This is a genomic window from Terrabacter terrae, assembly GCF_039529575.1.
Taxonomy (GTDB): domain Bacteria; phylum Actinomycetota; class Actinomycetes; order Actinomycetales; family Dermatophilaceae; genus Terrabacter; species Terrabacter terrae.
Map to the genome: position 1 here is coordinate 1093968 of NZ_BAAANB010000021.1, position 24660 is coordinate 1118627.

The window sequence follows — 24660 nt, forward strand, 5'->3', positions numbered from 1 at the left end:
TCGATCTGGTGGTCTATTCCCTCATCACCTCCGACCTGACCGCGTAGGACGACTCTGGCGGTGTAGTCGCCTTGCGCGGTCAGGCGCGGCGGACCTCGAGGATGCGGAAGGCCTTGGCCGAGGACAGGCGCGTGCAGTCCAGGCCCCAGTCCCGGGCGTTGAGCCACTTCTGGAGCGAGTCCGACCCGAGGTGCTTCTGCACGACGAGGTGGGCGACGCCGTCGTCCGCGAGGCGAGGCAGCCACTGCTCGAGCAGCGCGTGCAGCGCGGGCTTGCCCACGTGGATGGGCGGGTTGGACCAGATCGTGGCGAAGCGCACGTCTTGCGGCACGTCGTCGGGCTCGCAGAACGTCACGTTGCCGACACCGGCCGCGACGGCATTGGCCCGCGCGAGGTCCAGGGCGCGGCGGTTGACGTCGACGCCCCACACGCGCGCCCGGGGTGAGCGCAGCGCCAGGGTGAGGGAGATCGGTCCCCAGCCGCAGCCGATGTCGAGCAGGTCGCCGGTGGGGCTGGGGTCCGGGGCGCCGGCGAGCAGGACCGCGGTGCCGGGGTCGAGCCGGTCGGGGGAGTAGACGCCGCGGGCCGTGGTGAGCGTCAGCCGACGCCCGTCGAGGGTGACCTCGATCGAGCGGCGCTCCTCCGGCGTGGCCGGCTCGGCGGTGAAGTAGTGGTCGGTCGGCTCGCTCATCAGGGGTCACGGTACCGGCCGCGCCCTCGAGGCCGGCATGGCCGCGGGCGCCTGCGGGTATGCGGGCAGTGGGCACAAACGAGTGGCTCGTGGCGTTGCACCAGTGGAACGATAAGGAGAACATGACCAGCAACCACACCAAGCACCCCAGTGAGTCCGCCCGCGCCACGCGGGAGCAGGACCTGTTTGCCACCCGTGCCGAGGCGCTCGCTGCGGAGGTCGACGGCCGGCCAGACCTGGACGGCGCCGTCCCCCTCTACGACGGTGAGCAGCTCGACCGCGAGGAGCGTGCGGCGCTGCGCCGGGTCCACGGGCTCTCCACCGAGCTCGAGGACATCACCGAGGTCGAGTACCGCCAGCTGCGCCTCGAGCGCGTCGTGCTCGCCGGCGTCTGGACCGACGGCACGGCCGATGACGCGGAGAACTCCATCCGCGAGCTCGCTGCTCTGGCCGAGACGGCCGGTTCCACCGTACTCGAGGGCGTCATCTAGCGTCGTCAACGCCCCGACCCGGCCACCTGGCTCGGCAAGGGCAAGGCCATCGAGCTGCGCGACATCGTCGTCGGGGAGGGCGCCGACACCGTGATCTGCGACGGCGAGCTGGCCCCGAGCCAGCGCCGCGCACTGGAGGACGTCGTCAAGGTGAAGGTCATCGACCGCACCGCCCTGATCCTCGACATCTTCGCCCAGCACGCCAAGAGCCGCGAAGGTCGTGCCCAGGTCGAGCTGGCCCAGCTCCAGTACCTCCTGCCGCGCCTGCGTGGCTGGGGTGAGTCGATGTCCCGGCAGGCCGGTGGTCGTGTCGCCGGTGGTGAGGGCATCGGTTCGCGTGGTCCCGGTGAGACGAAGATCGAGCTCGACCGCCGTCGCATCAACACCCGGATCGCCAAGCTGCGCCGCGACATCAAGGGCATGAAGACGAGCCGCGACACCCGACGGCACTCCCGTCACGCCGGCGGCGTCCCCTCCGTGGCGATCGCCGGCTACACCAATGCCGGCAAGAGCTCGCTGCTCAACCGCCTCACCGGTGCGGGTGTGCTGGTCGAGAACCAGCTGTTCGCGACCCTCGACCCGACGGTGCGCCGCACCGAGACCGCCGACGGCCGCGTCTACACGCTGGCCGACACGGTCGGGTTCGTGCGCAGCCTCCCGCACCAGCTCGTCGAGGCGTTCCGCTCGACGCTGGAGGAGGTCTCCGACTCCGACCTGCTGCTGCACGTCGTCGATGGCTCGCACCCCGACCCCGAGGGCCAGATCTCGGCCGTGCGGGAGGTGCTGGCCGACGTCGGCGGCGACCAGATCAAGGAGATCATCGTCGTCAACAAGGCGGACATCGCCGACCCGGAGGTGCTCGACCGGATCCGGCGCCACGAGAAGCACTGCGTGACGGTCTCGGCGCGCACGGGCGCAGGGCTCGACGAGCTGCGCGCCCTCATCGACGAGGAGCTGCCCAAGCCGGACGTCGAGGTCGAGGTGCTCGTGCCCTACGACCGCGGCGACCTCGTCTCGCGGCTGCACCAGGAGGGCGAGATCCTCGAGAGCGAGCACGTCGCGGAGGGCACCCGGGTGCGCGCGAAGGTCACGGCGACCCTGGAGCCCGACCTCGCGGCATACGTCGTCGTCGCCAGCTGAGCCGACCAGCCGCGACGGAGGGCCCGAGCACGGGTCCTCCGTCGTCGGCGTCAGGCGCAGGCCGTGGCTGACGCCGGTGGAGCCGACACCCGACCGAACAGCTCATGGTGACCCGCGTCATCGGTGAAGACGGCGTCCCGACCGGCACGGGTGACCCGGCCCGGCTGGGTCGGGTTGCCCCAGCCCGGCGGCGGGTTGCCGTCCCGGGCAAGCGGGCCGCCCACGCGCTCGAACCAGTCGTCACCGACCTGAAGGAAGCGTATGCCGCAGTGGGTGGACAGCTCGACGGGCGTGCCCGCGCTCGTCCCGGCGGGAGGCGAACCCGACGCGGAGGTGCAGCCGCCGAGGACGACAGCGGCGCCACACGCGACGGACACCGCAGCTGCTCGAACCGATCGCATGCCTGACCCCTGTCCCCGAGCCCGTGAGAGCGCCATCGTAGGACCGTTGCTGCCGCGGCAGGCCTCCGCGCGCGGACCGTCGGCGGCTTCGGCGAGGATGAGGGCATGCACGCGAGGAGCATGGCGCCGTGAGCGCGATCGACACCGACACCAAGCCGCATGAGCCGGGTGAGGCCCCTGAGCCCGGCGACGTGTGGCTGACGACCGAGCGCGTCGTGCTGCGTCGTCCCGTGCCCGGAGACCTCGAGGACTACGTGCGGTTGCACACCGACCCACGCACCTACGCCCACGCGCCGTCGAGCATGCCCAGCCCCGAGCGGTGCCGCGAGCGACTCTCGGACGACCTCATCGACTGGGAGCAGGACCACGTGGGGTATGCCGCCGCCCTCGACCGCGCGTCCGGCCAGGTCATCGGGTGGGCGGGCCTGCGACACAAGGACTCTGACCATCGCGCCTTGAACCTCTACTACCGGCTTGCCCACGACCGGCTCGGTGGCGGGCTCGGCCGCGAGATCTCCCGTGCTCTCGTCGCATGGGCCGTGGAGCACCGCCCGCAGTCCCTGGTCACCGCGATGGTCGACGACGTCAACGCGGCGTCGCTGCGCACGGCCGCGTCGGCGGGGCTGGTGCAGGTGGGCGTGCGGCGGATGGGGGACGAGCCGGACGGCAAGCCCATGGCCTACTTCGAGGCCCCGCGGGTCGAGGCGGTACCCGTGGCGATGCTGGGGGAGGAGCTGCAGGAGGCGGCGCTCGGGCTGTGGCGGGAGGTCAACGACTCCGGTGGCTCGGTCGGGTTCCTGCCGGGGGCCTCCCGGCACGCGGTCGCCGCGGTCCTCGACCGGCACCTCGAGGACGCGCGCGAGGGGCGCTCGATGCTGTGCGTGCTCCGCCACCCCGACGGCCACCTGCGGGGCCTCGGCTTCTGGCAGCACTCGTTCGGGTTCCCCTACGAGCACGTGGCCCGGCTCGAGCGGCTCATGGTCGACCCCTCGGTGCAGCGCCGCAACCTCGGGCGCATCCTTCTCGGTGGCATGGTCGGCATCGCCCGGCGGGAGCTGCCGCACGTCGAGCTGCTGCGGCTCGACTACCGGGGCGGTCTGGGGCTCAGGAGCTTCTACGCCACGGCGGGCTGGAGCGAGGTGGGTCGTCTGCCGCGCGGTCTGCGGCTCAGCGCCACCGACTACCGCGACGACGTCGCGATGGCCCGCCGGGTAGACGGGCAGCTGCTGGGCTGAGCAGATGGTGCCGGCCGGCCGGGGAGTGGGCGCCGGCGGCCGGTCGGCAGGCGCTGACCGGCGGACGAAGGCGGGCGGACGGTGCGGCCTCAGGACAGGCCCGTGACGGAGCCGTCCTCGTCGAGGTCGACCCGTTCGGCGTTCGGCGAGCTCGACAGGCCGGGCATGGTGCGCATGTCGCCGCAGATCGCGTAGACGTAGCCGGCGCCGACGGCAGCGCGCACCTCGCGCACGGGGAGCCGCCAGCCGCGCGGCGCCCCGCGCAGGGTGGGGTCCGAGGAGATCGAGAGGTGCGTCTTGGCGATCACCACGGGGAGGCCGCCGTAGCCGAGCCGCTCGTAGTCCTCGAGGGCGCGCGCCGCCGCCGGGCTCACGTCGACGCCGTCGGCGCCGTAGACCTGCGTGGCGATCGCCTCGATCTTCTGCTCCAGCGGCAGGTCCAGGGGGTACAGGAACTCGAAGCTGCTCGGCTCGTGGGCGGCCTCCACGACGACCTCGGCCAGCTCGAGGGCACCGGCGCCGCCCTCCGCGACGTGGCGGGTCACCGCCGACCGCACCCCGAGCCGGTTGCAGAACCGGCGCACCACCGCGTGCTCGGAGTCGTGGTCCTGCGGGAACGCGTTGACGGCGACGACCGGCTGCACCCCGAAGCGCCTCACGATCTCGACGTGCTTGCGCAGGTTGGGCAGGCCGGCCTCCACGTCCTCCGGCCGCTCCTCGAACAACCCGGTGGGCAGGGGCTTGCCGGCAGTCACGGCATACCGCCCCGAGTGGGTCTTCAGGGCGCGCACGGTGGCCACGATGACGGCGACGTCGGGCTTGAGCCCGCTCACCCGGCACTTGACGTCGAAGAAGCGTTCGGCGCCCATGTCGGCGCCGAAACCCGCCTCCGTGATCGCGTACTCGCTGCCGCGTACGGCGATGAGGTCGGCGGTCACCGACGAGGTGCCGGTGGCGATGTTGCCGAAGGGACCGCAGTGGATGATCGCGGGGCCGCCCTCGAGGGTCTGGAGCAGGTTCGGCTTGAGCGCGTCGGCGAGGAGGGCCGCCATCGCCCCGGCCGCGTGCAGGTCCTCGGCGGTGACGCTCCGGCCCTGCGTCGTGTAGCCGATGACGATCCGCCCGAGGCGCTCGCGCAGGTCGCGCAGGGAGGTCGCCAGGGTGAGCAGGACCATCACCTCGCTGGCGGCCGTGATGTCGAACCCGGTCTCCCGGGTCACGCCGTCCTGTCGGGCTCCCAGCCCGACGACGATGTTGCGCAGCGACCGGTCGTTGACGTCGAGGACCCGCCGCCAGGTGATGTTGCGGAGGTCGATCCCGAGCGCGTTGCCGTGGTGCAGGTGGTTGTCGACCATCGCGGCCAACAGGTTGTGCGCGGCCGTCACGGCGTGGAAGTCCCCGGTCAGGTGCAGGTTGAGCCGCTCCATCGGGACGACCTGGCTGTAGCCGCCGCCCGCGGCGCCACCCTTGATCCCGAAGGTGGGGCCCATCGACGGCTGGCGCAGCGCGACCACGGCTCGCCTGCCGAGGCGCTGCAGCGCCTGCGCCAGCCCCACTGCGGTGGTCGTCTTGCCCTCGCCGAGCGGGGTCGGCGTCACGGCGGTGACGACGACGTACTTGCCGCTCGATGGGCCCGCCGACCCGTCGAGGACCGCGAGGTCGATCTTGGCGACGTCCCGGCCGTACGGCTCGAGATGTTCCGACGACACGGACAGGTCGGCCGCCACCTCGGGGAGCGGGCGCAGGGTCGCGGACCGGGCGATCTCGAGGTCGGTCGGCAGGGAGGTGCTCATGCCACCGATGAAACCTCCGCACCGGTGACCTCGCGACCGCAACCGCCAGAACACCCTTCGGTGACATTCGTCGCAGATCGGCCGGGGCGCGGCGCTCGGGCCGCCGCCCCGGAAGGACGGACGACCTCGCCAGGTCGTTCCGAGGAGCCTGTCGCGGGCGGGGGACGGGTGCGACGAGAGGTCGGCCTGGCGGCATACGCTGGCCCAATGGCCAAGCGACCCGCGCTCGACGACCTCCTCAACGCCGCGGTGTCGGGGGTCAGGGGCGCCACGCGTCCCGGCCAGGTCCAGATGGCGCACGCGGTCGCGCACGCGATCGACGAGGGGGAGCACCTGCTCGTGCAGGCCGGCACCGGCACCGGCAAGTCGCTCGCCTACCTCGTCCCCGCCGTCGCACACGCCTTCGAGGCCGGCAAGCCCGCCGTCGTCGCGACCGCGACGCTCGCCCTGCAGGCGCAGATCGTCGACCGCGACATGCCCCGTGTGGCCGATGCCCTCGCGCCGGTCCTGGGGCGACGACCGACGTATGCGCTCGTCAAGGGCCGGCGCAACTACGTCTGCCTCAACAAGCTCGAGGGCGGCATCCCGGACGACGACGACGGCCTGCTCTCCGTCGGCCAGGTCGATGCCTCGGTCGGGCGCCTGGGCCAGGAGGTGCTGCGGCTGCGCGAGTGGGCGTCCAGCACCGACTCGGGCGACCGGGACGAGCTCGTCCCCGGCGTGTCGGAGCGCGCGTGGCGACAGGTCTCCGTCTCGGCGCACGAGTGCATGGGCGGCAAGTGCCCCCTCGTGGCGGAGTGCTTCGTCGAGCGCGCCCGCGAGGCCGCCAAGGACGTCGACGTCATCGTCACGAACCACTCGTTCATGGCCATCGACTCGTTCGAGGGCCGCCAGATGCTGCCCGAGCACGACGTGCTCGTCGTCGACGAGGCGCACGAGCTCGTCGACCGCGTGACCGCCACCATCACCGACGAGCTGACCGGCACCATGGTGATGAGCGCTGCCAAGAAGGCCGGCCGGATGTCGGAGAACACCGCGCCCCTCGACGAGGCAGGAGCGATGCTGGCGCAGGCGCTCGAGCCCCTCGAGGAGGGCCGGATGCTCGGCATCCCCGACTCCGTGGGGCTGGCCCTGGCCCGCATCCGTGACACGGCACGCGCCGTGCAGAGCGACCTGAAGCCGCCGCCGGGCCAGGAGGCCGACGGCGCACGTCAGGTGGCCCGCGCCGCCGTCGATGAGATCCACGAGAACACCGAGCGCATCCTCGAGGAGCGTGAGCTCGACGTCGTGTGGCTGAGCCGCGACCAGCGTCGTGGCCCCGTCCTGCGAGTGGCGCCGATGAGCGTGGCGATGCTCGTGCGCGACAAGGTGTTCGACGAGCGCACGGTCGTCCTGACCTCCGCGACGCTCGAGCTCGGCGGCACCTTCGACTCGGTCGCCGGCACCATCGGCTTGCGGGGCGAGGGTGCGCCGAAGTGGCAGGGCCTCGACGTCGGCAGCCCCTTCGACTACCCCAAGCAGGCCATCGCCTACGTCGCCGCCCACCTGCCCCCGCCGGGGCGCGACGGCGCCGGCGACGACACGCTCGACGAGATCGAGCAGCTCGTCCGCGCAGCCGGGGGCCGGGCCCTCGGGCTCTTCTCCTCGATGCGCGCCGCTCAGACGGCGGCGGAGATCATGCGCGCCCGCTTTGGGGACGACATCCCGGTGCTGTGCCAGGGTGAGGACCAGATCACGACCCTCGTGCGGCAGTTCGCCCGAGACCCCCGCACCTGCCTCTTCGGCACTCTCACCCTCTGGCAGGGCGTCGACGTGCCCGGCTCGTCGTGCCAGCTCGTCATCATCGACCGCATCCCCTTCCCGCGGCCAGACGACCCGCTGGCGTCGGCGCGGTCCCAGGCGATCGCCAGGATGGGCGGCAACGGCTTCATGGCCGTCTCGGCCACGCACGCGGCGCTGCGCCTCGCGCAGGGCGCCGGCCGCCTGGTGCGGCGCGGTGACGACCGCGGGGTCGTGGCCTTCCTCGACTCCCGGATGATGACGGCGAGGTATGCCGGCTTCCTCCAGCGCTCGCTGCCGCCCTTCTACCCGACGACCGACAAGAAGATGGTGCTGGCGGCACTGGCCCGGCTCGACGCCATGGCGCCCCCGCCGGTGGAGGTCGAGGAGCCGGCGCTGCGGTCGCTCACCGGCGCCAGGACCGAGGCCGACGGCACGGAGCACCCCCGACCGGTCGCCGTGGACCCCCCGGCCCCGGCGTCCTCGCGCAGCGCCGTCACGTCCGGGCACGCCTGGACCGACGAGCAGGACGAGGAGCTGCGCGACGCCGCCGAGTCGGGCATGCAGCTCGAGGAGCTCGTCGACCACTTCGAGCTTCCGGAGCAGGTCATCGCGTCGCGCGTCCAGCAGCTGGGCCTGCGCATCGCGTCGGGCGCGCTCTTCGACTGAGGGCCCGGTGTCGACCGCGTCGGAGTGTCTGCATCGCATGGCACAGTTGCCTCCATGACCGACCCGGCCGCGCCTCCCTTCGTCCTCGTGACCGGACCGGAGGGCATCCTCGTCGAGCGGGCGGTCGCGGGCGTCCTGGCTGCCGCGCAGGGGAGCGACGTGGAAGTCATCCGCATCGACCCTGCGACGTACGAGTCGGGCGCCCTGCAGATGCACGCCAGCCCGTCCCTCTTCGGTGGCGCCAAGACGATCGTCGTGCGCGACCTCCACGAGTCGCCCGACGACCTGCAGCTGGACCTGCTCTCGCTGCTCGCCACGCCGGACCCCGACCTCGGCCTCGTGGTCGGCCACGGCGGCGGTGTGAAGGGCAAGAAGGTCCTCGACACGATGCGCAAGGCCGGCGCCCGCGTCATCGAGTGCCCGGCGATCAAGACCGACCGCGACAAGACCGACTTCGTGCTCAAGGAGTTCGCGGCGGCGCGGCGCAAGATCACGAGCGAGGGCGTGCGTGCCCTCATCGAGGCGGTCGGCAAGGACGTGCGCGAGCTCGCCGCGGCGTGCTCCCAGCTCATCTCCGACACCGAGGGCGCCGTCGACGACGCCGTCGTCGACACCTACCACGGCGGCAAGGTCGAGGCGACGGGCTTCCGGGTGGCCGACGCCACCGTCGCCGGTCAGTCGGGCGAGGCCCTGCGCCTGCTGCGCCACGCCATCGCCACCGGCGTCGACCCGGTGCCGATCGTCGCCGTCCTGGCCTCGCAGCTGCGCCAGCTCATCAAGGTCGGCGCGGCCGGTCGCGGCAGCTCGGCGCAGCTCGCCAAGAGCCTCGGCATGGCGCCCTGGCAGATCGACAAGGCACGCCGAGCCGTCACCCACTGGAGCGCCGACGGCCTCGCCGAGGCCGTGCAGGCCGTCGCCGCCGCCGACTTCGAGGTCAAGGGAGGCGGGCGTGACCCCGTGTATGCCGTCGAGCGGGCCATCCTGACCATCGCGCGGGCCCGCGCCGGCCACTGACCTGCAACCTGTAGGGACGGCATGCCGCCGGTTTGGTCGAGCGGCGACGCCGCTGGTAACTTTGACCGTCGCGTGCGCGCCCAGGTCGTGCGCGCATGCATGCTCCACCCAGAGCTGCTCACGCAGGGTGTCCCCACGCCCGGTCCCGAGCAGCTTTGCCGCCCTCTAACGGCAACCATCCGACCGAACGAAAGAAACCATCAACGTGGCAAACATCAAGTCGCAGCTCAAGCGCATCAAGACGAACCGCACGCGCACCGAGCGCAACAAGGCCGTCAAGAGCGAGCTTCGCACCTGGGTCCGCAAGGTCCGCGTGGCCGCCGACGCCGGCGACAAGGACGCTGCTGCCGAGGCCCTCAAGAACGCCTCGAAGAAGCTCGACAAGGCCGTCTCGAAGGGTGTCATCCACCAGAACCAGGCGGCCAACAAGAAGTCGGCGCTGGCCAAGAGGGTCGCGTCGCTCTGAGGCACACGCTTTCCTGACCGGGCCCGTCACCGCATGGTGACGGGCCCGTTCTGCGTCATCCGCGCTGCAGGGCGCGCGCCGCGGCGACGACCTCCTCGTATCGGTCACGCGGCAGTACCGCCCCCTCGCGCCGCACCCCGTCGGGGTCGACCCGCACGAGGCGGTTCACCCGGACCTCGCTCGGACGTCCCCGCGGATCCCAGGCGCCGGTGCCGATGTCGACCCACTCGCGCCCGGAGCGCCGTTCCTGCTGCTCGTCGCGGTCGTGGTCCTTGCTGGTCAGGGCAAGGGCCACCAGCCACCGGCCCTCGTGGCCGATGACGAGGACGGGACGGTCCTTGCCCTGGCTGTGGTCCTCCTCGAAGGGCACCCAGGTCCACACGATCTCCCCGGGGTCGGGACGGCCGTCCTGCCGAGGTGCGTACGTCGTGTCGGGCAGTCGCGTCGCGTCACCCGGGTAGGAGGTCGTGGGGATCGTGCGCAGAGACGCCGGGCCGGGGTGGGCTGAGGTCGTGCGCGTGCGGGCAGGCGCCGAGCGGCGGACGATGCCGCGCAGGCGGCCGAGGAGGTTCTCGAGGGTGCTGGACACGGGAATCACCGTAGTGGGCGCCGTCGTTACGGTTGGAGTCCGAGAACGGGTCGACGGCGATCCGAGCCCTGCCGCACCGCCACAGCCCGCGCATCCCGCGTGGCGGCGCAGACCGACGACCGAACCCGGAGAACCCTTGTGAGCCCCGCACGACGCCGCACCGCCCTCGCCCTCCTCGCGATCGCGGTCGGTGGATTCGCCATCGGCACGACGGAGTTCGTGACCATGGGCCTGCTGCCGCAGATCGCCAGAGGCACGGGGGTGGACATCGCGACCTCGGGACACTACGTGTCCGCGTACGCGCTGGGCGTGGTCGTCGGTGCGCCGGTCATCGCGGTGGCCGCCGCCAAGGCGCCGCGCAAGGGGCTGCTCATGGGGCTCATGGCCTTCTTCGCCGTGGCGCACCTCGGGATCGTCGCCGCCGACAGCTACCCGACCGTCATGGCGGCCCGGTTCCTCGCGGGACTGCCGCACGGCGCCTTCTTCGGGATCGGGTCGGTGGTCGCGGCCTCCCTCGTGTCGCACGAGCGGCGGACCGCCGCCGTCGCAGCGATCCTCGGCGGCCTCGGTGTCGCCAACGTCGTGGGTGTGCCGGTCGCGACCCTGCTCGGCCAGCGCTTCTCCTGGCACCTGCCCTACCTGCTCGTCGGGACCGTCGCGGCGCTGACCGTCGTGGCCATCGGGGTCTTCCTGCCGCACCAGCCCTCCAGCGGTGACGAGTCCATGCGCGCCGAGATGCGGGCGCTGCGCCGTGGCCAGGTGTGGCTGGCGCTGCTCATCGGGGTGGTGGGCTTCGGCGGCATGTTCGCGATGTACTCGTTCATCACGCCGACGATGACGGAGCTCGCCGGGCTGGACGAGCGCTACATCCCGTGGGTGCTCGCGGCATACGGCATCGGGATGGTCACCGGCATGGTGCTGAGCGGACGGGTCGCCAACCGGGTCGGCGTCCTCAAGGGGATCATCGCCGCCTTGGGGGCCATTGCGGCCCTGCTCGCCGTCTTCGGCTGGGCGGTGCACCTGCTGTGGCTCGGCGTCGCCATGGTGTTCGTGCTGGGGCTGTTGCCCTCGATCGTCGTGCCGCTGCTGCAGACCCGCCTGATGGACGTGGCGCACGAGGGTCAGTCCCTCGCTGCCGCGCTCAACCACTCGACGCTCAACACGGCCAACGCCCTCGGCGCGTGGCTGGGCTCGGTCGTCCTCGCCGCCGGTTGGGGCTACGGGGCACCGAGCCTCGTCGGCGCCGGTCTGGCCGTGCTCGGCGTCGGTGTGGCGGTGCTGTCCGCCGGGCTCGAACGCCGGTCGCACCGGGCGCTCGCGCAGGGGAACGGATCGCCGCAACCGACCGCCGACGCAGCCTCCGCCAGCACCGCCTGAGCGCGCTCAGTCGGGGAGCGACCGCACACCCGAGTCGGTCGGGGCCACGACGGCGACCACCGGTGCGGGCGCGGCCTCGGGCACCGCGGGCACCGAAGGTGCCGCCGGCTGGGGGAGCGGGGTGGGCTGGAAGCCGACCATCGCGGGAAGGGCGTACGCGTCGGGCGCTGCCGGCGTGCCCCACTGCCACGGCTCCCGCGGCCTCCAGAGCAGCCGCCCGGGACGACGCCGGTCACGCAGGGCGTGGGTGCGCCAGAGCAGGACCGGGTGGCTCGCTGCTGCATTGGTGAGCCACACGAAGAAGCCCGGCTCGGTGACGGCCCGGTCCGCCATGGCGTCGACGTCGACGGAGCGGCCGAGGTACTTGCCCCCGGCCAGCGTGGCCATGGCCGAGCGGGCGCCCTCGGGAGCGAGCGCGTGCCCGTAGTTGTCGGCGGTGTACTCCTGGGCGCGGCTGAGGGTCGAGCCGACGAACGGGAGCCACTGCGAGGCGAAGGCTCCGAGAATGCGCCAGTAGCTGGTGTGCCCCGCGGCGATGTGGCCGACCTCGTGCGCGATGACGAAGCGCAGGGCCTCCGGCTCCCGCGCCGCGCCGCCCACCTCGAGCAGGTCGCTGTTGACGAACACGAAGCGTCGGAAGCCGTGCCCGGAGGCCGCGGCGTTGATGACCCCGTTGCCGAGCACGACGTACGCGTCCGGCACGTAGGAGAGACCGGACCGGGCCGCCGCGTCGACGAGCATCGCATACGCCTCGGGGAACTGCCCGGGGCTCAGCTTGACGCCGCTCAGCCGCTGCTGGGCCCACAGCTGTCCGCGCCCGAACCAGACGAGCAGCGGGGCGAAGACCAGGGCCAGCGCGTAGACGTCGGGGTCGCGCTGCTCCTGGACGGCGGAGACCAGCTCGGTGACGGCGAGCGCGAGCAGCAGCAGGGAGGCGAGGACCGCCACGACGAGCGCCAGGATCTCCCGCGGGTGCCGGACGTAGCGACGCATCGGCACCTGTGCACCCGGAGCCAGGGGCAGGACTTGCATGGGTTCGGCGCGCATGCCCGCCATTGTGGGTCACCGGCAGCCGGCAGCAGGGGAGCCACTGCGACGGAAGGCGCAGGGGTGAGCACCGGCCCGGCAAAGCATGGGAGACTGTGCTGGCTGCGGGCGGCCCCGTCGCGCGAGCGTCGGAAGCCCGGCCGAGCACGATCAGCACGACCCGGCTCCACCCCAGCACCGTTCCCGTCACCTGACTCTGCGAGGTTCGTCCCACGTGTCGCCCATGGCCCGCTCCGCGTTGGCTCCCAACGCAACGCCGCCGGACCTGATCCGCAACTTCTGCATCATCGCGCACATCGACCACGGCAAGTCGACGCTCGCCGACCGGATGCTGCAGCTGACGGGTGTCGTCGACGCACGCGCTATGCGGGCGCAGTACCTCGACCGCATGGACATCGAGCGCGAGCGCGGCATCACCATCAAGAGCCAGGCCGTGCGCATGCCGTGGGAGCTCGACGGGACGACGTACGCGCTCAACATGATCGACACGCCGGGACACGTCGACTTCACCTACGAGGTCTCCCGGTCCCTGGCGGCCTGCGAGGGCGCGGTCCTCCTCGTCGACGCGGCCCAGGGGATCGAGGCGCAGACCCTCGCGAACCTCTACCTGGCGATGGAGAACGACCTCACGATCATCCCGGTGCTCAACAAGATCGACCTGCCGGCGGCCCAGCCGGAGAAGTACGCCGAGGAGCTGGCCAAGCTGATCGGCGGCGAGCCCGAGGACTGCCTCCGCGTCTCCGGCAAGACCGGCGAGGGCGTGGAGCCGCTGCTCGACCAGATCGTGCGGCAGCTGCCCGCCCCGACGGGCGACGCCGACGCCCCGGCCCGGGCCATGATCTTCGACTCCGTCTACGACACCTACCGCGGCGTGGTCACCTACGTCCGGGTGGTCGACGGCAACCTCAACCCGCGCGAGCGCATCGTCATGATGTCGACGAGGGCCACGCACGAGCTGCTCGAGATCGGCGTCATCAGCCCCGAGCCGGTCCCGGGCAAGGGGCTCGGCGTCGGCGAGGTCGGCTACCTCATCACCGGCGTGAAGGACGTGCGCCAGTCGCGCGTCGGTGACACCGTCACCAACGCGGGCAAGCCGGCGACGCAGAGCCTCGGCGGCTACCGTGACCCCAAGCCGATGGTCTTCTCGGGGCTCTATCCCATCGACGGGTCGGACTACCCCGACCTGCGCGAGGCGCTCGACAAGCTCAAGCTCAACGACGCCGCGCTCGTCTACGAGCCCGAGACGTCGGCGGCCCTCGGCTTCGGCTTCCGGTGCGGCTTCCTCGGACTGCTCCACCTCGAGATCGTCCGTGAGCGGCTCGAGCGCGAGTTCGGCCTCGACCTCATCTCGACGCAGCCCAACGTCGTCTACGACGTCACCATGGATGACGGCAAGCAGATCCACGTGACCAACCCGAGCGAGTTCCCCGAGGGCAAGATCTCCGAGGTGAGCGAGCCGATCGTGCGTGCGACCATCCTCGCTCCCAGCGACTTCGTCGGCGCCATCATGGAGCTGTGCCAGCAGAAGCGCGGCAACCTGCGCGGCATGGACTACCTCTCCGAGGACCGCGTCGAGATGCGCTACACCCTCCCGCTCGCCGAGATCGTCTTCGACTTCTTCGACCAGCTCAAGTCACGCACCCGCGGCTACGCCTCGCTCGACTACGAGCCCGACGGCGACCAGGTCGCCGACCTCGTGAAGGTGCAGATCCTGCTGCAGGGCGAGTCCGTCGACGCCTTCAGCGCCATCGTGCACAAGGACAAGGCGTACGCGTACGGCGTGATGATGGCCGGCAAGCTCAAGGACCTCATCCCGCGTCAGCAGTTCGAGGTGCCCATCCAGGCCGCCATCGGCTCGCGCATCATCGCCCGCGAGAACATCCGCGCCATCCGCAAGGACGTGCTCGCCAAGTGCTACGGCGGTGACATCAGCCGCAAGCGCAAGCTCCTCGAGAAGCAGAAGGAGGGCAAGAAGCGCATGAAGATGGTCGGTCGGGTCGAGGTGCCGCAGGAGGCGTTCGTGGCCGCCCTCTCCAGCGACGCCGACCAGGCCAAGACCAAGAAGTAGCCCGTCGAGGGGACGCTCCGCCGTCCGGCACCGTCACCGACCCCCGCCGCCGGCCCACGGCATACGGCTCGGTCGTCGCCGGCGAGGGGGCCGGTCGGCTCCAGGAGCGGTTGCACACCACTGACTGCTGGGCCGAGCGGTTCGGCGGCCGTGTCATGGTGAGCAGCCGCGCGAAGGTCGACCGGACCTTCGTGTCGCCTCCGGGAGCGGGCACGGTCTACGTCGTGACCGACGATCCCGACGCGGTGTGGCAGCGTGCCCAGAGCCTCGAAGCGCGGGTGCTTCGGCCGCTTGAGGAGACCGACTACGGCTCCCGCGGGTTCTCCGTGGCGGACCCCGAGGGCACGAGCCGGAGCTTCGGAACGTACGCCGGCTGACCCGTGCCCCGGCGAGGAGCGCTCAGTCGTCGAGGAGCTTCCGGCGCAGGCGCTCGGTGTCCGACGGCGTCCAGCCCTGCGTGTCGAGCCAGCCGAGCGCTCCGCCGTAGCGCTCGTCGAGGGTGGTGAGCAGCAGGCGCATCGTGTCGGTCGTGGGCGACTGCTGCGCCACGGTCTTGTCGCGCAGGTTGGCGGCGTACGCCGGCTTGACCCGCAGCCGGTCCATGATGGCCGCGACGCGCTCGGCCGACGCCGCGTAGTCCGCGATGACGAGGTCGTCGGGAACGCCGACGGCCTTGAGCGCAAGGCCCACGACGGTCCCGGTCCGGTCCTTGCCGGCCGCGCAGTGGACCACGACCGCGCCGTCGCTCGAGGCGATGGCGTGCAGGGCGGCGACCACCGAGTCGGGGCGGCTGGCGAGGTAGCTGAGGTAGTGCTCCGACCAGAACTCGTCGTGGCTCTGCCCGGGGCTGCGGCGCTGCTCGGGCTCGCTGGGCGGCTCCGGAGAGACTTCGGAGGCGACTGTGGCGGCACCCGTGGCGGCGTGGCGGCGCTCGTCGGTCTCCCACGGCAGGGCGCGCTCGGCGGCCGGGATGCCTGACTCGGCGCTGTCCTCGCGGTAGAGCGTGTGGTGGTGGTGGCGTACGCCCGCGACAGCGCGCAGCGGGCCGTCGCCCTCCTTGGCGACCTCGACATGCGTGCGCAGGTCCACGACGTCGCGCAGGCCGAGACGTGAGACCAGCACCTCGACCGACTCGGGCGTCAGGTCCTGGAGGTTGTCCGAGCGAAGCAGCCGACGCGGACGGACGGTGTCGCCGTCGGTGGTCACCATCCCCCCGAGGTCACGCATGTTGACGACGCCGTCGAGCTCGATCCAGTTGGGGCGGTACACCCTCGCACCATAATGCGACCGCGGATAACCGGTTGCACCGGTGCGACCGCCCTCAGGTATCTTGACGTCGAGATACTTTGGCGACCGAGTGCGAGAGCACCGCAGAGGACGGAGCGCGCCCATGACGGCGACGACGCACCCACCGCTGACCCATCGCGGCATCCCCGTCGACCGGGACCTGCGCATCCTCGCCCTGGGCTCGTTCGCCAACCGCTTCGGCGCGGGAGCCGTGCTCACCACGAGCGCCCTCTACTTCACCCGGCAGGTCGGGTTCAGCGCCACCGAGGTGGCCCTCGCCATGTCGGTCTCGGCCATCGTCGGCATCGTCGTGCAGGTCCCGGCGGGCCATCTCGGCGACGTCCGGGGACCGCGTCAGGTCCTGACCGCGTTCATGGTGGGAGCCGCCGTCTTCAGCGCCCCGCCGGTCCTGGCGAGGACGCCGTGGATGCTCGCCATCCTGCTCGGCCTGCTCGCCCTCTTCGAGCGCGGTGCCGGTGCCGTCAACCAGGGCGTCATCGCGCAGCTGGCCACCGGTGGACGGGGCGTCCTGTTCAAGGCCTACCTGCGGGCGGTCACCAACACGGCCCTCGGCCTCGGCTCCGTCTTCGGCGGCGCCGCGCTGGTGATCGACGAGCGCTGGGCCTACGTCGCGGTCTTCGTGCTCAACGCGCTCTTCACCGGCTTCGCCGCCTGGAACTCCACGCGGCTGCCGCACCTGGCTGCGCACACCCGCGCCGAGGGGGAGCCCAGGCTCGCCGTCATCCGCGACTGGCCCTACGTCGTCATCACGGTCATCACCGGACTCTTCTCGCTGCACTTCTTCGTCATGGAGCTCGGACTGGCGCTCTTCGTCTCGGCCCGCACCCAGGCACCCACGGTGATGGTGGCCGTCCTGCTCATCCTCAACACCGCCGCGGTGGCGCTCTTCCAGGTGCGCCTGTCTCGCCGGGCCGACTCCGTCGAGGCCGGTGCTCGCGCCCTCGTGCGCGGCGCCTGGTGGATCGCAGGCGGTTTCGCCATCGTCGGGCTCGCCGAGCGCGGCACCATGTGGGTGGCCGTCGCGGCGCTGGTGGTCGGCTCGCTCGTGCACGTCGTCGGCGAGATGATCGGCTCGGGCGGTCAGTGGGGGCTGCAGATGGGCCTGGCACCGCACGAGCGGCAGGGCCAGTACCAGGGCTTCGCCGGCCTCGGCTTCAGCGTGCTCGCGGTGGTGGCACCGCCGGTCGTCACGTACTTCTGCGTCGACCGGGGCGAGGTGGGGTGGCTCATGCTCGCCGGCTTCATGGTGGTCATTGCGCTCGTCTCGGTCCCGGCGGCGCGCTGGGCGCTCCACTCCCGCGCCCGCTACGGGGTCACGACGCACTCCGGCTGAACCTGGGCATCTGCCCCGACGGGCGTCACCCGCCAGCCCGGCGTCGAGGGACGTCCAGCGCCGACTCGACGGTGTACGTGCGGCTGCTGGGGAGGTTCTCGGCCGGGAGCCGATAGCCCGGGTCCTCTCGGCGGGCAGTCGGGCGGTCGCCACACCCGAGGAAGGTGGCCGGGGGCAGGGGAGACGCCGTGCGGCGGCACAGGCTCTGGTCCCAGTGTCGGCCCGCGCCAGCGTGACCAAGATGCCACGCTCGCGGGCGCACGGTCGCCGTGGAGCAGCACGTGCAGGTCACCGCAGCTCGTGCGCACGGCGGCATGCCATTCAGATCCTGCCGCAGGGACGGGTGATGCCTCCCCCTCCGTCATGGCGGGAGCCTAGGGCTCTCGTGGACCGGGCACTGCCGTTCGGCTGGGACAATGGGGGTATGCCGCCCTCCGCCCTTCCCGACGGCGACCCCGCGCCCGCGACCGGCGAGCTGCCCGCCGCGGCGCTCGAGGGTCTCGAGGGTGCCGACCTCGGGATCTACGTCCACGTGCCGTTCTGCACGGTGCGCTGCGGCTACTGCGACTTCAACACCTACACCCTGACCGAGCTGGGCGGCCGCGGGGCCAGCATCGGGATCGACACCTACGCCGACGCCGCGCTGCGCGAGCTCGACCTCGCTCGAGCCGTGCTGGGCGACGAGGCGCCTTCTGTGTCAACGGTGTTCGTGGGGGGTGGGACGCCCACGATGCTGAGGTCAGGCGACCTCGTGAAGGTGCTGGACGGCATACGCCACCGGTTCGGGCTGGCCCCGGACGCGGAGGTGACGACCGAGGCGAACCCCGACTCGGTGACGCCCGAGTCGCTGCGCGAGCTCGCCGAGGGCGGCTTCACCCGCGTGTCGGTGGGCATGCAGTCCGCGGTGCCGCACGTGCTGCGCACGCTCGAGCGCACCCACGACCCCGACAACGTCGCGCGGGCAGTGACGGCGGCCCGGGACGCGGGCCTGCAGGTGAGCGTCGACCTCATCTACGGCACGCCGGGGGAGTCCCTGGACGACTGGCGACGCAGCCTCGAGGCGGCGATCGCGCTCGAGCCCGACCACGTCTCCGCCTACGCGCTCGTCGTCGAGGAGGGCACGAAGCTGGCCGCGCAGGTGCGTCGCGGGCTCGTCGCCGCCCCCGAGGACGACGACGAGGCCGACAAGTACGAGCTGGCCGACGAGCTGCTGACCGCGGCCGGCTTCGGCTGGTACGAGGTGAGCAACTGGGCGCGCAACGAGGAGACCCGTTGCCGCCACAACGTCGCCTACTGGTCCGGCACGAACTGGTGGGGGATCGGTCCGGGTGCGCACAGCCACGTCGGAGGCGTTCGGTGGTGGAACGTGAAGCACCCCAGCGCGTATGCCGCCCGGCTCGGTTCCGGGGAGTCGCCGGCGCACGCGCGTGAGGCGCTCACCGACGAGCAGCGCTACGACGAGCGTGTGCTCCTCGGCACACGGCTCGTCGAGGGCCTGCCCGTCGCCGATCTGCGAGGATCGGGACGCACCGCGGTCGCCGGACTCATCGCCGACGGGCTCGTCGAAGGGCCTGCCGTCCTCCGGGGCGGGCGGCTGGTGCTCACCCGGCGCGGGCGGCTGCTCGCGGACACCGTGGTCCACCGGCTCCTCGCCGACTGAGGGCCGACGACGAAGGAGACCCCATGACGCGGACCGTGCCGGAGACCGTCCCCGAGGCGATGCGCGAGACCGCAGCCACCACGCCGGCGCAGGCGGTGGCGAGGGCCCAGGAAGCCTTTCACAGCGGCGTCACGAAGCCGCGTGCCTGGCGGGAGGCGCAGCTGCGGGCCCTGCGCACGATGCTGGTCGAGCACGAGCACGAGGTCGCGGAGGCGCTGCACGGTGACCTGGGCAAGAGCCCCACGGAGGCGTGGATCACCGAGACCGGGTTCCTCGTCCGCGAGATCGACCACACCCTGCGCCACCTGCGTGCCTGGACGACGCCCCGGCGGGTGCCCGTGCCGCTCTCCCTCGCACCCGGACGGGCCAAGGTGGTGCGCGAGCCGCTCGGCGTCGTCCTCGTCATCGCACCGTGGAACTACCCGCTCCAGCTGTGCCTCGCTCCGCTGGTCGGGGCGCTCGCCGCCGGCAACGCCGTCGTCGTCAAGCCGAGCGAGGTGGCGCCGGCGACGTCGGCGCTGCTGGCGCGGCTGCTCCCGCAGTACCTCGACCGGTCAGCCGTGCACGTCGTCGAAGGCGGTGTCCCGGAGACCACCGCGCTGCTCGCCGAGCGGTTCGACCACATCTTCTACACGGGCAACGGGACGGTCGGCCGGATCGTGCTCGAGGCCGCCACCCGCCACCTCACCCCGGTCACGCTCGAGCTGGGCGGCAAGTCACCGGCCTACGTCTCCGAGGACGCCGACCTGTCGGTGACCGCGCAGCGGCTCGTGTGGGGCAAGTTCACCAACGCGGGCCAGACGTGCGTGGCGCCCGACTACGTCCTCGCGACGCGCAAGACCATTGACGGGCTGAAACCGCTTCTGGCCCAAGCGATCACGGCCGCCTTCGGGGAGGACCCCTCACGGTCGCGGGAGTACGGCCGCATCGTCAGCACGCGCCACTTCGAGCGGCTCACCGCCATGGTTCACCACGACCGCGTCGTGACGGGCGGTCGGTCGGACGCCTCGACCCGCTACCTGGAGCCGACGGTGGTCGAGGTCGACGACCCGGACGACCCCGAGCAGCTCGTCATGCAGGAGGAGATCTTCGGGCCCGTGCTGCCGCTCGTCGAGGTCGACGACCTCGACGCGGCGATCGACTTCGTCAACCGGCGGGAGAAGCCGCTGGCGCTCTACGTCTTCACCTCCTCCGACCGCGTGCGGCAGCGCTTCACACGCGACACCTCGTCGGGGGCGCTCACGTTCAACGTGCCGCTCGCCCACCTGGCCGTGCCCGGCCTGCCGTTCGGCGGGGTCGGCGCCAGCGGGACGGGCGCCTACCACGGGGAGCACTCGGTGGAGCTCTTCTCGCACGCCAAGTCGGTGCTCTCGCTGCCGACCCGTCCGGACGCGACGGTGTTCGTGCGACCGCCCTTCACGGCGCTCAAGGAGGCGGTCGTCAGCCGCGTGGCGTTCCCCGGCCGACGCACCCGGTGACGGCTCGGCGGGTCGAATGACAGCGGTGTCATTATCACACCGAGTTGCCTGAGGGTTGCAAGTCGACTGGCGTGTCGGGTGTGATTTCTGGGAAAAGACGCCCCGGATGGTTCCTATGTCCTAGATTGCGGGTGCACCTCACACGCAACCCAGGAGACCGACATGCCCATGGCCCCTGCCCACCCGGCTGCCGGCATTCCGCGCGTGCGTCCTCCGCGCATCCGGCGCGGGCTCTCACTCGTGCTCACCGCCCTGGCCGTGCTGGTCTCCACCGTCGGTCTCGCCGGTCCGGCCCGCTCGAGCGAGTGGATCGTGCTGTGCACCGGCTACGACCCCTGCCAGACCGCCGGCTACCCGAACGCGGGCTACAAGGACACCAGCTCGGCGAGCTACTGGCTTCAGTCGACGGGCCACAACTGCACCAACTACGTGGCCTACCGCCTCGTCAAGAACGGCCTGCCCAACGTCCGGCCGTCGAGCCTGAGCGGCAACGCCCTGAACTGGGGCCCGGCGTTCCCGGCGCAGACGAACACGAGCCCGGCCGTCGGCTCGATCGCCTGGTGGGACTCCTCGTTCTCCTCCACGGGGCACGTAGCCTACGTCGAACAGGTGCTCTCGGCCTCCGACATCATCATCTCCGAGGACAACTGGGGCGGCGACTTCCGCTGGCGCCGCGTCACGCTCACCGGGGGTCGCTGGCCCAAGGGCTTCATCCACCTCAAGGACCAGGGTCCCACGGTCGCCACGGACACGCGCGCCTGGCAGGTCGCCGCGCCGGCCCGGCTGCTCGACACCAAGACCGGCATCGGCGCGCCGGTGGCCAAGGTGCAGGCCGGGAAGGCCGTCACGGTGCAGGTCACGGGTCGCGCCGGCGTGCCGGCGAGCGGCGTCGCCACCGTCCTGCTCAACGTCAACGCGACCGCCCCCTCCGCTGCCGGCTACCTGACCGCCCACGCGAACGGCACGACCCAACCCGGGTCGCGCGCCGTCTCGTACGCCGCCGGCGGGGTCACGACCACCCTCGTCTCGACCCGAGTGGGCACCGACGGCAAGGTCCGGATCTACTCCTCGGCCGCCACCGACCTGTCCGCCGACCTCGTCGGCTGGTCCCCGAGCGGCGGCTACGTCTCCGGGGGCGCCCCGGTGCGGGTCCTCGACACGCGCACGGGCGTCGGGACGCCCAAGGCCAGGCTGGCCGCCGGAGGCACCCTCACGCTGCCGCTGGCCGGCAAGGCCGGCATCCCGGCCACGGGTGTGGCCGCCGTGCTCCTCGACGTCTCCGCGTCCGCGCCCACCGCGGGTGGGTGGCTCACCACCTGGCCGACCGGCGCCACGCGGCCCGGGGCGCCCCAGGTGCGCTACGAGACCGCGGGTACCGCCACGGGACTCGTCGAGGCCCGCCTCGGGACGAACGGCGCGGTGTCGATCAACTCGAGCGCCCAGACCGACGTCCTGGTCGACGTCGTCGGCTGGCTGCCGACGGGCGCGGACCAGGTGCCGGTCGGGCCGGCCCGAGTCTTCGACAGCCAGAGCGGTCTGGGTTACCCGGTCGGCCGGGTGGCCGCCGGGCAGGCCCCGAGCGTGCCGGTCGTCGGACAGGCGGGTGTGCCCACCAGCGGGGTGCGGGCTGCGCTCGTGACCGTGACGGTGGTCTCGCCGACCGCCGCCGGCTACGTCACGGCCTACCCCAGTGGCTCGGCCGAGACGCCGTACGCCACCGTGAAGTACGCGTCTGGGCGCACCGTGACCAACACCGCGCTGGTGCCGGTCGGCCTCGACGGGAAGGTCCGGGTCAAGACCTCGGCAGCTGCCTACCTCAAGGTGGACGTCCAGGGCTACGTGCGCTGGTGAAGCGGCAGCCCGGGAGTGAGTCGGACGTGCCGGCTCACGTTCCGGGCTCGGTGACGAAGTCGATGAGCTCCTCGACGCTCGCGAGGAGGGTCGGCTCCAGGTCGGCGTAGGTGCGCACCGTGCCCAGGATGCGCTTCCACGCGTTCGCGATGTCGGCCTGGCTGGAGTGGGCCCATCCCAGCTCGGCGCAGATTCCGTGCTTCCACGACGTGCCGCGCGGGATGACCGGCCACCGCTGCCAGCCCAGGCGCTCGGGACGCACGGACTGCCAGACGTCGACGTAGGGGTGGCCGAGGATCTTCACGTGCTTGCCGAGCCCGGAAAGGGCACGCGCCTGCTCGACGATGCGCGCCTCCTTGGTCCCGGGCACGAGGTGGTCCACGAGCACGCCCATCCGCCGTCCCGGTCCCGGCTGGAACTCGGCGATGATGCCCGCCAGGTCGTCGACGCCGTCCATGAGCTCGACCACGACGCCCTCGACGCGCAGGTCGTCTCCCCACACCTTCTCGACGAGCTCGGCGTCGTGCCGGCCCTCGACGTAGATGCGCGAGCCGCTGGCGACCCGGGCGCGTGCGCCCTCGACCGCCACCGATCCGCTCGCCGTCCGTGACGCGGCCTTGCGCGCGGCCGCGAGCGCGGCCCCGGCGGCGGCGGTGGGTGGGGTCAGCGTGACGGGCGCGCCGTCGAGGAGGAACCCGGGTCCGAGGGGGAACGCCTTGGTGCGACCGTGGCGGTCCTCGAGGTGGACCACGTGCATGCCCCCGGCCTTCTCGACGCGCACGACGGCGCCGACCCAGCCCGTCTCCACCTCCTCGACGACGAGGTCCGGCTCCGCCGGGGTGGGGGTCGAGCGGCCGCGCCGCGGGGCGCGCCAGTCGCCGCTGAGCACGTCTGATCCGTAACGGTCGTTGGGGGACACGACAAGGGAGGGTATGCCGCCCGGCCCGCTGCGCCTCGGCCGCCACGCGGGCACGGGCGCACCCGGGTCGCGGCGCCCCGGCATACCGTTGGACGGAATCGGAGATCCGGCGCCCACGACGTAGACTTGGCACTCGTCAATCGAGAGTGCCAGACCGCCCGTGAGGCGACGCGTGGGCACGACCGAGGCCCGTGAAGGAGGGACGCGATGAGCGAGGACCGCAGGTTGATGGTGCTGCGCGCCATCGTCCAGGACTACGTCCAGACCTCCGAGCCCGTCGGCAGCAAGGCGCTGGTCGAGCGCCACCACCTCGGGGTCAGCGCGGCGACCGTGCGCAACGACATGGCCCTGCTCGAGGAGGAGGGACTCATCCACGCGCCGCACACGTCGGCCGGGCGGGTGCCCACCGACGCCGGCTACCGCGTGTTCGTCGACCGGCTCAGCGCCATCAAGCCTCTCGGGCCGGGGGAGCGGCGCGCCATCACCCAGTTCCTGCAGGGCGCCGTCGACCTCGACGACGTCGTCGACCGCACCGTGCGGCTCCTCGCGAGCCTGACCCGCCAGGTCGCCGTGGTGCAGTACCCGTCGCTGACCCGCTCGACGGTCCGGCACATCGAGCTGGTCCCCCTCGGCGCCACCCACCTGATGATCGTGCTGATCGTCAACACGGGCCGGGTCGAGCAGCGCGTCGTCGACACCGGCCGCTCCCTGGTGGGTCCCGACGGCGAGGGCCTGGTGGCCTCGATGCGCGCCCGCATCAACGAGGTGGCCGCCGGCGTGCCGTTCACCGTGGCGGCCACCCGGCTGCGGCGCCTCGTCGACGACACCGAGGGCGAGGGCGGCCTCGACGCCGGCGACCGGGCCGTGATGCAAGCCGTGGTCTCGGCCCTCGGGGACGCGCTCGTGGAGGAGCGCGAGGAGCGTGTCGTCCTCGCCGGCCAGGCCAACCTCGCACGCTCCGGCGCAGACTTCCCGCGCACCATCGGCCCGATCCTCGAGGCGCTGGAGGAGCACGTGACCCTGCTGCGCCTGCTCGGCCAGCTGGGCGACGACCCCGACCTCGTCTCGGTGCGCATCGGCTCCGAGAACCCCGTCTCGGGCCTGCAGACGACCTCGCTCGTGTCGATGGGGTACGGCTCCGGGGCCGAACGCGTCGCGAGCCTGGGCGTCCTCGGCCCGACACGCATGGACTATCCCACGACGATGGCCTCCGTCCGTGCCGTCGCCCGCTACGTCTCCGAGATCCTCGACGACAACCAGGCCACCTGACGAGCACCACCCGACCAGCACCACCTGACCAGCACCACCTGACCAGCACCACCTCGGCCAGTCCGCCGGCGCACGCCGCGCC

The 24660-nt window shown here is 72.2% G+C and carries 19 protein-coding genes and 1 pseudogene; 13 read left to right on the plus strand and 7 right to left on the minus strand.

All coding sequences use genetic code 11. The features are described from left to right. Nucleotides 1-79: 79 nt before the first annotated feature. Complete coding sequence (locus ABD194_RS15180; RefSeq protein WP_343992830.1) at nt 80-691, minus strand: class I SAM-dependent methyltransferase; 612 nt, start codon at nt 689-691, stop codon at nt 80-82. 122 nt (nt 692-813) lie between these two features. Here ABD194_RS15180 and hflX point away from each other — a divergent pair. Continuing rightward, nucleotides 814-2322, plus strand: a pseudogene (hflX, locus tag ABD194_RS15185) (GTPase HflX). 50 nt (nt 2323-2372) lie between these two features. Here hflX and ABD194_RS15190 read toward each other — a convergent pair. Next, nucleotides 2373-2723 (minus strand): hypothetical protein, encoded by a 351-nt coding sequence (locus ABD194_RS15190; RefSeq protein WP_343992832.1) that lies wholly within the window; start codon nt 2721-2723, stop codon nt 2373-2375. A 128-nt stretch (nt 2724-2851) separates the two neighbouring features. Here ABD194_RS15190 and ABD194_RS15195 point away from each other — a divergent pair, with 128 nt between their 5' ends. Next, nucleotides 2852-3958 (plus strand): GNAT family N-acetyltransferase, encoded by a 1107-nt coding sequence (locus ABD194_RS15195; RefSeq protein WP_343992834.1) that lies wholly within the window; start codon nt 2852-2854, stop codon nt 3956-3958. A gap of 89 nt (nt 3959-4047) precedes the next feature. On the opposite strand, the gene ABD194_RS15200 is transcribed toward ABD194_RS15195, so the two are convergent. Further along, nucleotides 4048-5751, minus strand: coding sequence for a formate--tetrahydrofolate ligase (locus tag ABD194_RS15200; protein ID WP_343992836.1), 1704 nt, complete (start codon nt 5749-5751; stop codon nt 4048-4050). Nucleotides 5752-5958: 207 nt separating this feature from the next. On the opposite strand from ABD194_RS15200, the gene ABD194_RS15205 reads away from it, so the two are divergent. The 3 genes from ABD194_RS15205 (at nt 5959) to rpsT (ending at nt 9679) form a co-directional block, all read left to right on the plus strand. Next, complete coding sequence (locus tag ABD194_RS15205; protein WP_343992838.1) at nt 5959-8199, plus strand: ATP-dependent DNA helicase; 2241 nt, start codon at nt 5959-5961, stop codon at nt 8197-8199. Between the two features lie 54 nt (nt 8200-8253). Further along, a complete protein-coding gene (gene holA, locus ABD194_RS15210; RefSeq protein ID WP_343992840.1) occupies nt 8254-9213 on the plus strand; it encodes a DNA polymerase III subunit delta in 960 nt (319 codons plus the stop codon). 205 nt (nt 9214-9418) lie between these two features. After that, on the plus strand, nt 9419-9679 hold the full coding sequence (gene rpsT, locus ABD194_RS15215) for a 30S ribosomal protein S20 (RefSeq protein WP_343992842.1): 261 nt from the start codon (nt 9419-9421) through the stop codon (nt 9677-9679). A 55-nt stretch (nt 9680-9734) separates the two neighbouring features. On the opposite strand, the gene ABD194_RS15220 is transcribed toward rpsT, so the two are convergent. After that, nucleotides 9735-10268, minus strand: coding sequence for a type II toxin-antitoxin system PemK/MazF family toxin (locus ABD194_RS15220; protein WP_343992844.1), 534 nt, complete (start codon nt 10266-10268; stop codon nt 9735-9737). 138 nt (nt 10269-10406) lie between these two features. On the opposite strand from ABD194_RS15220, the gene ABD194_RS15225 reads away from it, so the two are divergent. Further along, nucleotides 10407-11645, plus strand: a complete 1239-nt coding sequence (locus tag ABD194_RS15225) for an MFS transporter (RefSeq protein ID WP_343992846.1) — start codon at nt 10407-10409, stop codon at nt 11643-11645. Nucleotides 11646-11651: 6 nt separating this feature from the next. On the opposite strand, the gene ABD194_RS15230 is transcribed toward ABD194_RS15225, so the two are convergent. After that, nucleotides 11652-12692 carry a M48 family metallopeptidase gene (locus tag ABD194_RS15230; RefSeq protein ID WP_343992848.1) on the minus strand — a complete coding sequence of 347 codons (1041 nt, stop codon included), beginning with the start codon at nt 12690-12692 and terminating at the stop codon, nt 11652-11654. A gap of 223 nt (nt 12693-12915) precedes the next feature. Here ABD194_RS15230 and lepA point away from each other — a divergent pair, with 223 nt between their 5' ends. Next, the gene (gene lepA / locus ABD194_RS15235) at nt 12916-14760 is read left to right on the plus strand and encodes a translation elongation factor 4 (protein ID WP_343992850.1); all 1845 of its coding nucleotides are present in this window, start codon (nt 12916-12918) and stop codon (nt 14758-14760) included. Between the two features lie 110 nt (nt 14761-14870). Further along, entirely contained in the window at nt 14871-15137 is a 267-nt protein-coding gene (locus ABD194_RS15240; RefSeq protein WP_343992852.1) for a VOC family protein, read from the plus strand. A gap of 22 nt (nt 15138-15159) precedes the next feature. Here ABD194_RS15240 and ABD194_RS15245 read toward each other — a convergent pair whose 3' ends face one another. After that, nucleotides 15160-16029: a tyrosine-protein phosphatase gene (locus tag ABD194_RS15245; protein WP_343992854.1), complete on the minus strand. Its 870-nt coding sequence runs from the start codon at nt 16027-16029 to the stop codon at nt 15160-15162. A 121-nt stretch (nt 16030-16150) separates the two neighbouring features. On the opposite strand from ABD194_RS15245, the gene ABD194_RS15250 reads away from it, so the two are divergent. The 4 genes from ABD194_RS15250 (at nt 16151) to ABD194_RS15265 (ending at nt 22390) form a co-directional block, all read left to right on the plus strand. Then, on the plus strand, nt 16151-17401 hold the full coding sequence (locus ABD194_RS15250) for an MFS transporter (protein WP_343992856.1): 1251 nt from the start codon (nt 16151-16153) through the stop codon (nt 17399-17401). A 424-nt stretch (nt 17402-17825) separates the two neighbouring features. Then, nucleotides 17826-19061 (plus strand): radical SAM family heme chaperone HemW, encoded by a 1236-nt coding sequence (hemW, locus tag ABD194_RS15255; protein WP_343992858.1) that lies wholly within the window; start codon nt 17826-17828, stop codon nt 19059-19061. Between the two features lie 23 nt (nt 19062-19084). Next, nucleotides 19085-20539 carry an aldehyde dehydrogenase family protein gene (locus tag ABD194_RS15260; protein WP_343992860.1) on the plus strand — a complete coding sequence of 485 codons (1455 nt, stop codon included), beginning with the start codon at nt 19085-19087 and terminating at the stop codon, nt 20537-20539. 162 nt (nt 20540-20701) lie between these two features. Continuing rightward, entirely contained in the window at nt 20702-22390 is a 1689-nt protein-coding gene (locus ABD194_RS15265; RefSeq protein WP_343992862.1) for a CHAP domain-containing protein, read from the plus strand. Between the two features lie 34 nt (nt 22391-22424). Here the strand turns inward: ABD194_RS15265 and ABD194_RS15270 are convergent, their stop codons facing one another. Then, complete coding sequence (locus ABD194_RS15270) at nt 22425-23309, minus strand: DUF3097 domain-containing protein (protein ID WP_343992864.1); 885 nt, start codon at nt 23307-23309, stop codon at nt 22425-22427. A 207-nt stretch (nt 23310-23516) separates the two neighbouring features. On the opposite strand from ABD194_RS15270, the gene hrcA reads away from it, so the two are divergent. Then, nucleotides 23517-24578, plus strand: a complete 1062-nt coding sequence (gene hrcA / locus ABD194_RS15275) for a heat-inducible transcriptional repressor HrcA (RefSeq protein ID WP_343992866.1) — start codon at nt 23517-23519, stop codon at nt 24576-24578. Nucleotides 24579-24660 lie beyond the last annotated feature (82 nt).

Coding starts and splice junctions, on each gene's coding strand:
- ABD194_RS15180 (WP_343992830.1), bottom strand. CDS start 691: ATGAGCGAGCCGACCGACCACTACTTCACCGCCGAGCCGGCCACGCCG.
- ABD194_RS15190 (WP_343992832.1), bottom strand. CDS start 2,723: ATGCGATCGGTTCGAGCAGCTGCGGTGTCCGTCGCGTGTGGCGCCGCT.
- ABD194_RS15200 (WP_343992836.1), bottom strand. CDS start 5,751: ATGAGCACCTCCCTGCCGACCGACCTCGAGATCGCCCGGTCCGCGACC.
- ABD194_RS15205 (WP_343992838.1), top strand. CDS start 5,959: ATGGCCAAGCGACCCGCGCTCGACGACCTCCTCAACGCCGCGGTGTCG.
- holA (WP_343992840.1), top strand. CDS start 8,254: ATGACCGACCCGGCCGCGCCTCCCTTCGTCCTCGTGACCGGACCGGAG.
- ABD194_RS15230 (WP_343992848.1), bottom strand. CDS start 12,692: ATGCGCGCCGAACCCATGCAAGTCCTGCCCCTGGCTCCGGGTGCACAG.
- lepA (WP_343992850.1), top strand. CDS start 12,916: ATGGCCCGCTCCGCGTTGGCTCCCAACGCAACGCCGCCGGACCTGATC.
- ABD194_RS15250 (WP_343992856.1), top strand. CDS start 16,151: ATGACGGCGACGACGCACCCACCGCTGACCCATCGCGGCATCCCCGTC.
- hemW (WP_343992858.1), top strand. CDS start 17,826: ATGCCGCCCTCCGCCCTTCCCGACGGCGACCCCGCGCCCGCGACCGGC.
- ABD194_RS15260 (WP_343992860.1), top strand. CDS start 19,085: ATGACGCGGACCGTGCCGGAGACCGTCCCCGAGGCGATGCGCGAGACC.
- ABD194_RS15265 (WP_343992862.1), top strand. CDS start 20,702: ATGCCCATGGCCCCTGCCCACCCGGCTGCCGGCATTCCGCGCGTGCGT.
- hrcA (WP_343992866.1), top strand. CDS start 23,517: ATGAGCGAGGACCGCAGGTTGATGGTGCTGCGCGCCATCGTCCAGGAC.